This window comes from Arthrobacter sp. H-02-3, from assembly GCF_003097355.1.
Lineage (GTDB): Bacteria > Actinomycetota > Actinomycetes > Actinomycetales > Micrococcaceae > Arthrobacter > Arthrobacter humicola.
This window is the reverse complement of the sequence record NZ_PYUI01000037.1, coordinates 1-13539: the sequence shown is the minus strand read 5'-3', so window position 1 is coordinate 13539 and position 13539 is coordinate 1. Positions and strand designations below refer to the sequence as shown.

Below are 13539 nucleotides of genomic sequence, written 5' to 3'. Positions count from 1 at the left end.
CCCCGGCGCCGGCCCGGCTTCTCGGGGGGCGGGGTCCCCCACCGCGGCGGCCGGCGGCCCCGCCCCCCCCCCCCCGGGCCCCCCCCCGGGGGCGGGGCGGCCCGGGGGGCGGGCGACGCTGCGGTCGTGGACCCCGCCGCAGACTCAACCGCCGACGTCGAGAGCTCCCAGCGCCCAGCGGACGCCGCCACTGCAGCAGACGCCGCCACTGCAGCAGACGCTGCCGCGCAGGCCGCCGCGGACGCTGACACGATCAGCAACGCGCGCATCCTGCGGGGCGGCGCCATTATCGGAGTACTGGAACGGTTCGCAGTGTGCCTGGCCATCCTCGCCGGCCAGCCCGTCGCCATTGCCTATGTCGTGGCCATCAAGGGCCTTGGCCGTTTCGCGGAGTTGAAGGCCACCCCGGTGGCCGCCGAGCGGTTCATCATCGGAACGCTGACGTCCCTGCTCTGGGCATCCGGCGTCGCCGCCCTGACCAAGGTCCTCTTCCTCGGCTGACCGGGCGCAGGCCGGCCCCGGATGGGAACCGGGCAGACTGGGCGATAGTGTATCCATATGACTGTTTTTGCTGTGGAGTACGTGTACGACGCCGAATCTTCCGAGGTTCGCGATGCCAGCCGCCCGGCGCACCGCGCATGGACTGCGGAACTTGCCCGCGAGGGCGACCTGCTCGCGAGCGGCCCCTACGGCGATGGTGCGGGTGCGCTGCTCATCTTCAAGGCGGCCGACGAAGCGGCCCTGAATGACATCCTGCGGCAGGACCCGTTCGCCGCCGCCGGTGCCATCTCGGGCACCCGCACCACTGTGTGGGCGCCGTTGACCGGTCTCCTGGCCGAGCACGCCGCCTAGCCCGTTCCGCCCCGCCTTCGATACCTCGATACCAAAAAGGGAGTCCACGTGACCTCGGTCAGCCTGGGAATGCCGTCAGCACCGCCCCCCGTCCTTGCCCCCCGCCGGAAGACGCGCCAGATCAAGGTCGGATCTGTGGGTGTCGGTTCCGACTCGCCCATCAGCGTCCAGTCCATGACCACGACGCCGACCACGGACATCAACGCCACCCTGCAGCAGATCGCTGAGCTCACCGCGTCCGGCTGCGACATCGTGCGCGTCGCCTGCCCGTCTGCCGACGACGCCGAGGCGCTGCCGATCATCGCCAAGAAGTCCCAGATCCCGGTGATCGCGGACATCCACTTCCAGCCGAAGTACGTCTTCGCCGCAATCGAGGCCGGCTGTGCCGCCGTGCGCGTGAACCCGGGTAACATCCGCAAGTTCGATGACCAGGTCAAGGAAATCGCCCGCGCCGCGAAGGACCACGGCACCTCCATCCGGATCGGCGTCAACGCCGGATCCCTGGAACCCGGCATCCTGAAGAAGTACGGCAAGGCCACCCCGGAAGCCCTCGTCGAATCCGCCGTCTGGGAAGCCTCGCTCTTTGAAGAGCACGGATTCCACGACTTCAAGATCTCCGTCAAGCACAACGACCCCGTCATCATGGTGGCCGCCTACGAGATGCTGGCTGAAAAGGGCGACTGGCCGCTGCACCTCGGCGTCACCGAGGCCGGACCGGCATTCCAGGGCACCATCAAGTCGGCCACCGCGTTTGGCGCCTTGCTCTCCCGCGGGATCGGCGACACCATCCGCGTCTCCCTCTCGGCCCCGCCGGTCGAGGAAATCAAGGTGGGCAACCAGATCCTGCAGTCGCTCAACCTGCGCCCCCGCAAACTGGAAATCGTCTCCTGCCCGTCCTGCGGCCGCGCCCAGGTGGATGTCTACACGCTCGCCGAACAGGTCACCGCAGGCCTGGAAGGCATGGAGATCCCGTTGCGCGTGGCCGTCATGGGTTGCGTCGTGAACGGTCCCGGCGAGGCCCGCGAGGCCGACCTCGGTGTCGCCTCGGGCAACGGCAAGGGCCAGATCTTCGTGAAGGGCGAGGTCATCAAGACTGTCCCCGAGGACCAGATTGTTGAGACACTGATCGAAGAAGCCATGCGTATCGCTGAAGAGATGGGGGACGCCGATGGCGAAGATGCTGTCAAGGGTAGCCCCGTGGTTAGCGTCTCGTAGGGACGGCGCCGCTCCGGGCGTCGTAGTCCGCGTCCTCGGTGGCGCGGACACCGGACAATTGCTGGCGCTGGCTCATCGGGACGCCGTCGCCAATGTCTTTATCCTGTCGCACCTGGAGTCCGCGGGTACGGCATCCCCCACGGCAGGGGGCGCCAGTATCTTTGGCGTGTTCGACGGCGGCACGCTTCTCGGCGCCTGCTGGGCCGGCGCCAACCTGGTGCCGGTGCAGCTGGACCCGGACCTCGCCGGTGTCGTGGCCATGGCCGCGCACCGTTCCGGGCGCCGCTACGCTTCGATTTTTGGCCCCGCCGAGACCGTCCTGGCCCTCTATGCGGCCTTGGAGCAGCTCGGCCAGTCAGCCCACGAAATCCGCGACGACCAGCCCCTGCTGACCATCCAAGGCCCGCCCGCCGTCCCGCCCGAGCCAGCGCTGGGCTTTGGCCAGTTGGCCGACTTCGACAAGATCCTGCCCGCCTGCGCCGCGATGTTCGAGGAAGAAGTGGGATACTCGCCCTACCTTGGCGGCAGGGAGTATTACAGCCGTCGCGTCAAGAGCCTCATCCGTCAGGGCCATTCGCTCGTGCACCTCAGCGCCGACGGCGAGGTAATCTTCAAGGCTGAACTGGGCGCCGTCACACCGGAAGTCACCCAGGTTCAGGGTGTCTGGATGAATCCCGAGTTCCGCGGCCTGGGCCTGAGCGCGGGCTATATGGCTGCCGTCGTCGTCCTCGCGCAGACCCTGGCACCGGTCACCAGCTTGTACGTCAACGAGTTCAACACCAAGGCGCGCGCCACCTACGACCGTGTGGGCTTCCGCCAGGTGGGCACGTTCGCTACAGTGCTCTTCTAGCGTTCGGTCCGCCGCGGAGTTTCCACACTTTCAACGTCAGTTGCCGGGCCCGGAAAGAAATTATCCGGTTGCAGACTCTTGATTCCCGGCCCTCTGTCACATAGGTTCTACCTAGCCGTGTCGCATAGGCGCGCACACTCCCCGGCGCAAAGTCCGGGGAGGGCAACGCCTGGAGGCGACACCAAGTAGCTCACAGCCTGAGATCTGGGGGTGCTGGGGCCACGGAGCCACGCCATGACGGGATGACCAGCTGGAAACGGCCAGGGGCTTCCATCAGTCATGGCGTGGCTCTTCCATGTTCTTGCATGTCATGAGCGCTGCCGCCTCAGGGTGCTGCGGTAAGCGGGGGCCATCCGGACGGTAGATTAGTATCTAGATGCTTTTCCGGTTTTCCCGGCTATGCCCGCACTTCCCCAGAAACGGATACCCCACCTGTGGTCCTTCGACTCTCCCAGCTGTTCCTGCGCACCCTGCGCGAAGATCCCGCCGACGCCGAGGTGGCCAGCCACCGGCTCCTGGTCCGGGCCGGATACATCCGGCGGGCCGCGCCGGGCATCTACACCTGGCTGCCGCTGGGGCTGAGCGTGCTGCGCAAGGTGGAGCAGATCATCCGCGAGGAAATGTCCGCCATCGGCGCCCAGGAAGTCCACTTCCCGGCACTGCTGCCCAAGGAGCCCTACGAGGCCACCAACCGCTGGACCGAATACGGCGAGGGCATCTTCCGGCTCAAGGACCGCAAGGGCAACGACTACCTGCTGGCCCCCACCCACGAGGAAATGTTCACCCTTCTGGTCAAGGACCTGTACTCCTCGTACAAGGACCTGCCGCTGAGCATCTACCAGATCCAGAACAAGTACCGCGATGAGGCGCGTCCGCGGGCGGGCCTGCTGCGCGGCCGCGAATTCATCATGAAGGACTCCTACTCCTTCGACGTCGACGACGCCGGCCTGGACGCCAGCTATGCGGCGCACCGCGGCGCGTACCTGAAGATCTTCGAGCGTCTCGGCCTTGAGGTCATTCCCGTCGCTGCCACCGCCGGCGCCATGGGCGGGTCCAAGAGCGAGGAATTCCTGCACCCCACCGAGATCGGCGAGGACACCTTCGTGCGTTCCGCCGGCGGCTACGCAGCCAACGTCGAGGCCGTCACCACCGTGGTCCCCGCGGAGATCGACTTCAGCAACGCCCCGGCCGCGGAAGTCCGGGACACCCCGGATACGCCCACCATCGACACCCTCGTGGATGCCGCCAACGTGCTGGCTCCGCGCAGCGAGGCCGACGGCGGCGCCTGGACAGCCGCGGATACGCTCAAGAACGTCGTGCTCGCCGTGACGCTGCCGACCGGCGAACGCCAGATCGTCGTCATCGGCGTGCCCGGTGACCGCGGCGTCGACCTCAAACGCGTCGAAGCCAACATCGGTGCGTTCCTGCCCATCGCCGGTGAGATCACCCTTGAGGCCGCCGGCGAGGAAGACCTCAAGAAGCAGCCGCTCATCGTCAAGGGCTACCTTGGCCCCGGCCTGTCCCTCGAGGCCCCGCTGCTCGGCACCGAGGGTGCCGCAAAACTGCTTTACCTCGTGGATCCCCGCGTCGTCAGCGGCACGGCCTGGGTCACGGGCGCCAATGAGGCCGGCAAGCACGTCTTCGGCCTGGTCGCAGGCCGCGACTTCGGCTGGGACGGCGTCATCGAGTGCACCGAGGTGCGTGCCGGCGACGAGGCGCCCGACGGCTCCGGACCGCTCGAAACCGCCCGTGGCATCGAAATGGGCCACATCTTCCAGCTGGGCCGGAAGTACGCCGAGGCACTGGACCTGAAGGTCCTGGACCAGAACGGCAAGCAGGTCGTGGTGACCATGGGCTCCTACGGTGTCGGCGTGACGCGTGCCGTCGCGGCCCTCGCCGAATCCAACCACGACGACAAGGGCCTGGTCTGGCCGCGCTCCGTCGCCCCGGCCGATGTCCATGTGGTGGCCGTGGGCCGCGGCGAGGAAATCTTCGCGGCCGCGGAAAAGCTGGCACTCGAGCTTGAAGCCGCCGGCCTCGACGTCATCTACGACGACCGTCCCAAGGTATCCCCGGGCGTGAAGTTCGGCGACGCCGAACTCGTCGGCGTGCCGACCATCCTCGCCGTCGGGCGGGGACTCGTGGACGGCGTCGTGGAGATCAAGGACCGCCGCAGCGGCAATGCCGAAAACGTGGCCGTTGACAAGGCTGTTGACTACGTGGTCAACGCCGTCCGCAACAACTGACGCCGCGTAGGTAGTGGTCTCAGGACTCGAGTCGATCCAGCTCGGTACCGTCATCCTGATCGTCGTGGCGGGTCTGGCGGCGGGCTGGGTCGACGCCGTCGTGGGGGGCGGCGGTCTCATCCAGCTTCCGGCCATGCTGCTGGTGCCGGGCATCAGCCCGGTGCAGGCGCTGGCCACGAACAAGATGGGCTCCATCTTCGGCACCACCACGAGCGCTGTCACGTACTACCGCCGCGTCCGACCCGATTTGCGCACCGCCCTGCCCATGGCGGTGATCGCGATGGCGGGCAGCTACGGCGGTGCGGTGCTGGCCGCCAACCTGCCGGCAAGCGTATTCAAGCCGATCATCGTGGCGGCGCTGATCGCCGTCGCGCTGTTCACCGCCTTCCGGCCCAACGTCGGTGAGCTGACCAGGCTGCGCCATTCGGGGCACCGGCACTATGTGGTGGCCTGCCTGATCGGCGGCGTGATCGGCTTCTATGACGGGCTGATCGGTCCGGGCACCGGCTCCTTCCTGATCATCGCGCTGGTCTCCGCCATGGGCTACGCCTTCCTGGAAGCCAGCGCCAAGGCCAAGATCGTGAACATGGCCACGAACGCCGGCGCCCTGCTGTTCTTCATACCGCACGGTGCCGTGCTGTGGGGACTCGGGTTGCTCCTGGGCATGGCAAACATGGCCGGCGGCTACATCGGAGCCCGGACAGCCGTCAAACAGGGGAACAAATTCATCCGGATCGTGTTCCTTGCTGTGGTCGGAGCGCTGATCGTCAAGCTCGGTTCGGATGTCTGGCAGGACAACTTCGCCTAGCACCCACGACCGCGCGTACGCCTGCGCGCGGGCCCGCACGCGGGAGCCCCCTCCCGCGGGGGGGGACTCCCGGTCCGGTGGCCCCGGGCGTAGCATGCAGCTATGTCAGCAGGCGAGGAACGCTATCGGGATGCCCTCGAGGCCGCGGCCGGGCACGCACGCCAGTGGCTCGAGAGCCAGGGAACACGCCGAATCGGGCCGCAGGCCACCGCGGCCGAGCTCGCGGCCGATTTCGGCGGCCCGCTGCCCGAACAGGGCATGCCGGCCGCAGAAGTGGTGGACTATCTCGCGGCCAAGGCCGAACCGGGGCTGATGGCCATGCCGTCCGGGCGGTTCTTCGGCTGGGTCATCGGCGGCACTTTGCCGGCCGCGCTGGCGGCGGACTGGCTGGTCAGTGCCTGGGACCAGAACGCGGGGCTGCGCTTCGCCACCCCCGCCACCGCCGCCATCGAAGAAGCCGCCGGCAAATGGATCCTTGAGCTTCTGGGCCTTCCCGAAGAGTCCGACGTCGGCTTTGCCACCGGCGCCACCATGGCCAACTTCACCGGACTCGCCGCCGCCCGGTGGCGGCTCATGGCCGACGCCGGCTGGGACCTCGACGGCGACGGGCTCGCCGGTGCGCCCCGGATCCGCTGCTTCGTGGGGCAGGAACGGCACGACACCATCGACCTCGGCCTGCGCTACCTGGGCCTGGGACGTCCCACAGTGGTGCCGTCGGACCGCCAGGGACGCATCATCCCGGCGGAGCTGGATTGCGCTCTGGACCTTGCGCTCAGCGCGGGGGAGGGCGGTCCGGTCCCGGCCCTCGTGTGCCTGCAGGCCGGCAACCTGCATTCGGGCGCCTTCGACCCCTTCGCCGAGGCTATTGCCGTCGCAAAAGCGCATGGCGCCTGGGTGCACGTGGACGGCGCCTTCGGGCTCTGGGCTGCGGCCGTGCCGGAACTATCCGCCCTGACTGCCGGGCTCCGGCTGGCCGACTCGTGGGGGACGGATGCGCACAAGACCCTCAACGTGCCCTATGACTGCGGGATCGCGATCGTGCGCGACGCCCGGGCGCTGCGTTCGGCGATGGGACTGCACACGAGCTACCTGATCCAGGCCGCGGACGGTGCCGGGGACCCGTTCGAGAGCGTCCCTGAGCTGTCCCGCCGTGCGCGCGGCGTGCCGGTGTGGGCGGCGCTGAAATCGCTGGGCCGCGACGGCGTCGCCGGCCAAGTCCGCACGCTCGTGCTGCGGGCCGCGCAATTAGCGGAACAGCTTGCCGCGCTGGAGGGCGTCGAGGTGCTCAACGACGTCGACTACACCCAGGTTTCCCTGGCCTTCGGGGAGGACGCCGTGACACGCGCAGTGACGGAGCGGATCATCAGCGACGGCCGGGTCTGGATGTCCGGTTCGCGCTGGCAGGACCGCGATATCCTGAGGATTTCGGTGAGCAACTGGAGCACGGACGACGCCGACGTCAGGGTTGCCGTCGACGCCGTCCGCGACGCACTGACGGCCGTCCGGGGCTAACCGGCCGCCGTTCCAGCTGCTTCCCCGGGCACTTCTTCAGGCCCTTCCCCATGCGCTTCTCCGGGGGCTGGGAGCTCCTGTGGAGCGGGGAGCCCGGGAAGGGTCCGGCCCGCCAGCGTGCTCGCCACCCACAGCGAACGCGCCAGATCGCCTTCATGATGTCGCTTAGAGGCATACCAGAGGGCGTTATCGACCTCGCGCGCCAGGCTCCACTGCCGGGCGGCTTCGGCGTCGAGACCGGCTGCCTGGCTGAAATCCCGGCAGCGCGCGAGCAGCGCCCGTCCCGGATCCTTCTGCGGTAACTCCCGGAGCCTGTTCCATAACACCGGGGCCACGGAAAACTCCGCCTCGCCGATCATGGGCTGCGGATCGATCGCGGCGTAACGCTCCGCTAGGCCCGCCGGTCCCCCCTGCCCGATGCCGGCCTCCGGGATGCCGGGCCGGGCCAGAATGTTCAGGTAGTGCAGGTCCGCATGGACCAGCACGTCCGTGCCGGACCGCCTGCCCACGGCGCCGCGCGTCTGGCAGACCTCAAGCGCTGCTTCGAGCAGCCAGCGGGGGAACGGCTGCGCCAAGTGCTCCCACGTCTCGGGGAATTCATCGCTCCACTGTTCGGCCCGCGCCGCCACGTGGTCGATTTCCTGCCACTCGGGCCGATCATCGGGGACGACGCTCAGTTCGCGGACCACCGCGCCCCACACCGGCACCGCGGTTTCGAGCGGGACGTCCTGGAGGGAGCGGCCGGCGTCCAGCCGCTCCAGGAGCAGGGCGCAGGATCCGGCGTCGGCGGCCAGCAACCGGACGGCGCCGCGGCCTCCCCACAACGCGAGGGCGTGGCGTTCCCTCGTGGCTTCCTCATGAGGGAAAGCCACCTTGAGGACGGCATCATTGCCGGCATGGCCGGCGTTGCCATTGCCGGTGGACTCATCCCCGTGCCGGCGCCGCACGGGGATGGCGACGCCGCCGTGACCGCTCCAGGGCAGGGCGCCCGGCGCCAGGTCCGGCACAAGCTCCCACTGGTCCAGACGTTGTCCGATCAGCCCGGGAAGGGATGCCAGCCAGTCGCGTCCGGCAGCCGTGCGGTTGTAGCGGCGGGAAAGATCGGGCGGAATGGGGACGTCTGGGATCGGGCTCACGGGACCTATCGTAGATGCCCGGCGCGGGGCTCCGGACGTGGGGCCCGGGGATTAGACGACGCCGCTCGCGCCGAGCCAGTTGCCGATCACGAATGTGGCCACGAGTGCCAAGGCGCCGCCAATCACCACGCGGACGGCTGCCTTGAGTTTCGAGCCGCCGCCGATCCACGCGCCCACAGCACCGGTGGCTGCCAGCGCCACAAGCACGGCCACGAAGGTCAGCGGGATCCTGATGCTTTCCGGCGGCAGCAGGATGGCCAGCATGGGAAGGATCGCACCGGCCAGAAATGCGATGGCGGAGGCGAAGGCCGCATGCCACGGGCTGACGATGTCTGTCTCATCGATGTGGAGTTCGGCTGAGAGGTGGGCGCCAAGGGCATCGTGGGCCGTGAGCTCCCTGGCTACCGTGCGTGCCGTCTCGGAGCTGAGGCCCTTGCCCTGGTAGATCGCGGCGAGCTCCTCGAGTTCCTCCTCCGGCTGTTCCTCCAGCTCCCGGCGTTCCTTCTCGATCAAGGCATGCTGGCTGTCTTTCTGGCTGCTGACGGAAACGTATTCACCGAGGGCCATCGAGATCGCACCGCCCACGACTCCCGCGGCGCCCGCGATCAGGATCGGCCCGGTTTCAGTCGTGGCGCCGGCGACGCCGACGACGATCGCGGCGACGGAGACGATGCCGTCGTTGGCTCCCAGGACACCCGCACGGAGCCAGTTGAGGCGGTGCGCTATGTCGTTGTGGTGGGGCTCGTTCTCATGAAGGGTAGGGGTGCCTGTCGTGTCCATGACTACAGCAAATCACCCGTGGGGCGGGCTGGCCAGTATCCCAAGGCTAAGCAAAATAAGCCGAGGCTTGCCTGCGGCGCTCAGTTTGCCGGCAATGACGGTAGCGACGCCGGGTCCAGGCCAGGCAGCGCGCCGGGATCCGCACCCCAGAGCACTGCGCGTTTCGCGGAGCCGAGCAGGGCTGCGACGGCCCACTGCCGGGTCTCTCCGTCGCTGAGCGCAATAAGGTCCCCGTAGACCGGCAACGCGGCCGCTTCGACGTTGCCGAGGCCTGCGGCGGGAGAGCCCAGGAAGGACTGGTTCAGCGTGTAGCCCGCCTCGCGCGGCGGAACGGTGGAGCAGTGCAGCCGGGCCCGGGTTTCGGCGCCGCTGAGGAGCGCGTCGTGGCGCGCCAGTCCTTCGGCCGCAGATTTCGCAGCGTCCCCGTCCAGCCGGGGGAGGGCCACCTGATAGGCGTAGATGGCCTGAGCTTCGGTCCGTGCGACCGCCGCCAGGGCGGCTCCCACGGCCGCATCTGACCCGGGAGAACCGGCTACGCCGCGTGTGCCGCCCGCCCCGCCGTCGGGCGCGGCAGGGGTATCCGCAGCATCAGGAGACGCCTCCGGGGACTGGGCGCCCGCGGACTCGGACGGGCAGGTGCCGGACAGCTGCGGGGCAGTGTCGTCGGGCGGCGCCGGCGCCGCTGTACCGGTGCCGGCCGCGAGCTTGGATGCCTGCAGCAACTGTGCGGTCCCCACGGCGGCCAGCAGCCGCGCCATGCCGCCGTCGGCGCCGGCAGCGTCCGCGAGGCGCCGGCGGCCGCTGTCCGCAAGAGCGGTCACGAGCTCGGCGGCGGTCGCCGGCTGAGCCGCCGTGGGCGGTCTTGAAGCGGGCGTTTCGGCGGTCGGCGACTCGTTGGCGGAAGGCACCGGTGCGGCGGGGGAAGGCGTCGGACCGGGGGGCGTTGACGGGGCGGACACTGTGGGCGAGGCGCCAGGCGCACCCGCGGGGCTTTCCCCCGGCAAGACGAGGGCCTCGGCCTGGGTTGTCAGCAAGGTCACAGTCCGCTCGACGGCGGCATTTCCGGCACCCGCTGGGCGGTCTGCCGAACCGTCCGGGGACCCGGTCCCAAGCCGGCCGCCGGCCGCCAACAGCTGCAGGGTTTCGGTCAACGCGGCGGCGCGCGCCTGTTCGGAAAAGGGCGTCTCCATGGGTTGCGGCGGCCGGGCCGGCGTCAGAACCACCCCCAGGCTCACCACCACCAGGGCGAGGCAGGCCAGGAGCACATAGCGGGGGAGCATCCGGGGAAAGTGGTCCTGCCATCGCTTTTCCCGGGTGTCGTCGTTCACAACAGACCATGTTGTCATGCCGGCCCGGAACTCCGTGCACCACACAGCCCGGAAAATCGCTAGGCTAGTACTCACAACATCATCTAGCGGGAGGCGGCCGGCATCATGACCAACGCAGAAGCCACGACTTCAACAGACCGGACCGGAACGGGGAAGGCTGAAGCCGCACCCGTTCACAATGTGGAGGCCGAGCGCCTGCATGCACTCCTGGAACCCGCAGTGCTGGCGAACAGATTGTATCTGGAGGACGTCTCCATCCACGTCGCCGGTGCCAACCGGGTGGTCCAGGTGGTGGTGGACCTGCCGCAGGAGGAGACCGGCGGCGTCGGACTCGACGTCATCGCCGAGATCTCCAAGACCCTTTCGGACACCCTGGACAACGACCCCAGCATGGACGCGCGTCCTTACGAGCTGGAAGTTTCGTCGCCCGGCGTCGGACGTCCCCTGACCGAAGAACGCCACTGGCACCGCGCCCGCGGACGAATGGTCAACGTCAATGTGATCCAGGGTGACAACGTCACCGGCAGGATCCAGTCCGTGGATGATGAAGGCGTCACCCTCGTCCCCGAGATTGCCGTCAAGAAGGGCATGAAACCCAAGCAGGGCGAGCCCGTCAAGCTTCCTTTCGACAGGATCCGCAGCGGAAAAGTCGAGATAGAGTTCAGCCACCTCGAAGAGGCCGGTCTGGAAAAAGTAAACAATGGACCTTCTGAGGAGGCCTAATGGATATTGACATGAGCGCGCTGAGACTCCTGGAGCGTGAGCGTGAAATCCCCCTGGATCTCCTGATTCCGACGATCGAGCAGGCCCTCCTGGTGGCCTACCACAAGACGCCGGGCGCCTTCGAAAAGGCCCGGGCCGAGCTGGACCGCAAGAGCGGCCACGTGACCATCTGGGCCACGGAGATCGACGACGACGGCGCCCCGATCGGCGAATTCGAGGACACCCCGGCGGGCTTCGGACGCATCGCGGCCAGCACGGCACGCCAGATCATCCTGCAGCGCCTCCGGGATGCTGAGGACGACAACGTGCTGGGCCAGTTCAAGGGCCGTGAAGGGGAACTTGTAGCCGGCACCATCCAGCAGGGCAACAACCCGCACATGATTCAGGTGAACCTGGGCACGGTAGAGGCGCTGCTGCCCCCGCCCGAGCAGGTTCCCGGCGAGAAGTACATCCACGGCAACCGGCTGCGTGCCTTCGTGATCGACGTCCACCGCGGCACCAAGGGCCCGTCCATCACGCTGTCCCGCTCGCACCCCGGGCTGGTCCGGAAGCTCTTCGAACTCGAAGTTCCCGAGATCGCGGACCGTTCCGTCGAGATCGTGGCGCTCGCCCGCGAAGCCGGCCACCGCACCAAGATCGCGGTCAAGGCAAACATCCCCGGCGTGAATGCCAAGGGTGCCTGCATCGGCGAAATGGGGTCTCGTGTCCGGGCGGTCATGACCGAGCTCAACGACGAAAAGATCGACATCGTGGACTACAGCGACGACCCGGCGACCTTTATCGCCAGCGCCCTGTCGCCGTCGCGCGTGAATTCGGTCACCATCACTGATGAGGCGACCCGTTCCGCGCGGGTGGTTGTTCCCGACTACCAGCTTTCCCTCGCCATCGGCAAAGAGGGCCAGAACGCCCGTCTTGCCGCCAAGCTCACGGGCTGGCGGATCGACATCGTCTCCGACGCCGCCGTCAACAGCGGCAAATAGCGTTCAGGCGCACGCGCGCCCACGGGCACGACGACAGACAGCGGGCCGCCGTCGCGGCCCGCTGTCTGTGCGTTGCCTCACGGGCCGACTCTGGTTTCGTCACTGCCGGCACGCCCGGGTTCCGGACCCGGGCGCCGGAGGGGCTAGAATAGACATGACCGCGCCTCACGGCCGGTATCCGTGTGTCTTTGGCGCGTCCGGGTTTTTCCGGATTCCCTTAGGACACAGATTTTCACCAAACAGATGTACTGGCAGGAAGATACTCGAACGTGGCACATGTGCAACACCTCGGGAATCAGCCGCAGCGCACCTGCATCGGATGCCGACAAAAGGGATCGCGGTCGGAGTTACTCCGGCTCGTCGCCGGCGCCGGCGGTTCGTCCGCCGTCGTGGTGGATGAACGACGCCGGATGGCTGGCCGGGGAGCATGGCTGCACCCCAGCGAGAAGTGCCTGGCACTGGCGGTGAAACGTCGAGCATTCGGCCGCGCCCTCAATGGCGCAGCCGGTACTGCCGACGTCGAACGCCGGATCACTGCCGGCACGCAAGCCGTGGGCACTACGGTGACCGCAGCAACAACCGTCCAACCTGAAAGCGGGTCAGAAAACTGATGGAAACCCGATGAGTTCCCAGCGATGAGTGCGCAACGATGACAACTTTGTTGCGCTCTGCAATGGGCCTTTCAGCTGCATTCGCGGCGGAGGCCCGCAGTAAGAAGTAGACGGTTCGTGCCTGGCTCGGTGCGGACCGAGACAGGAGAAATGTGGCCAAGGTCCGCGTACATGAGCTTGCTAAAGAGCTCGGTATTACTTCCAAAGATGCAGTAACCAAACTGCAGGAACTGGGCGAATTCGTTCGCTCCGCCTCGTCAACTATCGAGGCTCCCGTTGTGCGGAAACTGCGCAACGCTTACCCCGACGCCCCCGCAGCCTCGAAGTCCGAAGCTCCGGCGTCCGCCCCCCAGGCAACTGCCGCCCCGGCAGCGACCCGCCCGGCGCCTGCGCCCGGCCCCGCTGCGCCCAAGGCTGCAGAACCCAAGGCTGAAGCTCCGGCTCCGGCCGCTGCGGCACCTGCCGCCGCGCCCGCCGCTCCGGTTGCCCCCGCCGCCC

General features: G+C 68.0%; 13 protein-coding genes and 1 pseudogene. 11 read left to right on the top strand and 3 right to left on the bottom strand.

Features of this window, described 5'->3' with window-relative positions; all coding sequences use genetic code 11:
* Positions 1-261 precede the first annotated feature (261 nt).
* From C9424_RS22265 to C9424_RS21100, 7 genes and pseudogenes are all read left to right on the top strand, one after another.
* Positions 262-501: pseudogene (locus tag C9424_RS22265) on the top strand (hypothetical protein); the annotation flags it as partial.
* Between the two features lie 57 nt (positions 502-558).
* Complete coding sequence (locus C9424_RS21125; protein ID WP_116768791.1) at positions 559-852, top strand: YciI family protein; 294 nt, start codon at positions 559-561, stop codon at positions 850-852.
* A 48-nt stretch (positions 853-900) separates the two neighbouring features.
* Entirely contained in the window at positions 901-2067 is a 1167-nt protein-coding gene (gene ispG, locus C9424_RS21120) for a flavodoxin-dependent (E)-4-hydroxy-3-methylbut-2-enyl-diphosphate synthase (protein WP_091249715.1), read from the top strand.
* Entirely contained in the window at positions 2021-2917 is an 897-nt protein-coding gene (locus tag C9424_RS21115; RefSeq protein ID WP_442862062.1) for a GNAT family N-acetyltransferase, read from the top strand. Before ispG ends, C9424_RS21115 begins: the two co-directional genes overlap by 47 nt.
* Before the next feature lie 434 nt (positions 2918-3351).
* A complete protein-coding gene (locus C9424_RS21110) occupies positions 3352-5163 on the top strand; it encodes a proline--tRNA ligase (protein WP_116768790.1) in 1812 nt (603 codons plus the stop codon).
* 13 nt (positions 5164-5176) lie between these two features.
* Positions 5177-5971, top strand: coding sequence for a sulfite exporter TauE/SafE family protein (locus C9424_RS21105; protein ID WP_116768789.1), 795 nt, complete (start codon positions 5177-5179; stop codon positions 5969-5971).
* 102 nt (positions 5972-6073) lie between these two features.
* A complete protein-coding gene (locus tag C9424_RS21100; RefSeq protein ID WP_116768788.1) occupies positions 6074-7483 on the top strand; it encodes a pyridoxal phosphate-dependent decarboxylase family protein in 1410 nt (469 codons plus the stop codon).
* Here the strand turns inward: C9424_RS21100 and C9424_RS21095 are convergent.
* From C9424_RS21095 to C9424_RS21085, 3 genes are all read right to left on the bottom strand, one after another.
* A complete protein-coding gene (locus tag C9424_RS21095; RefSeq protein WP_116768787.1) occupies positions 7480-8619 on the bottom strand; it encodes an aminoglycoside phosphotransferase family protein in 1140 nt (379 codons plus the stop codon). The two genes, C9424_RS21100 and C9424_RS21095, sit on opposite strands and share 4 nt — an antisense overlap.
* Before the next feature lie 51 nt (positions 8620-8670).
* Positions 8671-9399 (bottom strand): VIT1/CCC1 transporter family protein, encoded by a 729-nt coding sequence (locus C9424_RS21090; RefSeq protein WP_116768786.1) that lies wholly within the window; start codon positions 9397-9399, stop codon positions 8671-8673.
* An 80-nt stretch (positions 9400-9479) separates the two neighbouring features.
* On the bottom strand, positions 9480-10745 hold the full coding sequence (locus C9424_RS21085; RefSeq protein ID WP_237563606.1) for a ferritin-like domain-containing protein: 1266 nt from the start codon (positions 10743-10745) through the stop codon (positions 9480-9482).
* A gap of 87 nt (positions 10746-10832) precedes the next feature.
* On the opposite strand from C9424_RS21085, the gene rimP reads away from it, so the two are divergent.
* The 4 genes from rimP to C9424_RS21065 all read left to right on the top strand — a co-directional run.
* Entirely contained in the window at positions 10833-11450 is a 618-nt protein-coding gene (gene rimP, locus C9424_RS21080; protein WP_116768785.1) for a ribosome maturation factor RimP, read from the top strand.
* Positions 11450-12430, top strand: a complete 981-nt coding sequence (gene nusA, locus C9424_RS21075; RefSeq protein ID WP_116768784.1) for a transcription termination factor NusA — start codon at positions 11450-11452, stop codon at positions 12428-12430. Before rimP ends, nusA begins: the two co-directional genes overlap by 1 nt.
* Before the next feature lie 269 nt (positions 12431-12699).
* Positions 12700-13041 carry a YlxR family protein gene (locus tag C9424_RS21070; protein WP_116768783.1) on the top strand — a complete coding sequence of 114 codons (342 nt, stop codon included), beginning with the start codon at positions 12700-12702 and terminating at the stop codon, positions 13039-13041.
* Positions 13042-13193: 152 nt separating this feature from the next.
* On the top strand, positions 13194-13539 hold a 346-nt coding region (locus C9424_RS21065), incomplete at its 3' end, for a translation initiation factor IF-2 N-terminal domain-containing protein (protein ID WP_202615960.1).

Bases quoted from the DNA above. Each gene is read 5' to 3' on its own strand.
- C9424_RS21085 (WP_237563606.1), bottom strand. From the start codon at position 10,745: ATGACAACATGGTCTGTTGTGAACGACGACACCCGGGAAAAGCGATGG.
- nusA (WP_116768784.1), top strand. From the start codon at position 11,450: ATGGATATTGACATGAGCGCGCTGAGACTCCTGGAGCGTGAGCGTGAA.
- rimP (WP_116768785.1), top strand. From the start codon at position 10,833: ATGACCAACGCAGAAGCCACGACTTCAACAGACCGGACCGGAACGGGG.
- C9424_RS21090 (WP_116768786.1), bottom strand. From the start codon at position 9,399: ATGGACACGACAGGCACCCCTACCCTTCATGAGAACGAGCCCCACCAC.
- C9424_RS21100 (WP_116768788.1), top strand. From the start codon at position 6,074: ATGTCAGCAGGCGAGGAACGCTATCGGGATGCCCTCGAGGCCGCGGCC.
- C9424_RS21115 (WP_442862062.1), top strand. From the start codon at position 2,021: ATGGCGAAGATGCTGTCAAGGGTAGCCCCGTGGTTAGCGTCTCGTAGG.
- C9424_RS21125 (WP_116768791.1), top strand. From the start codon at position 559: ATGACTGTTTTTGCTGTGGAGTACGTGTACGACGCCGAATCTTCCGAG.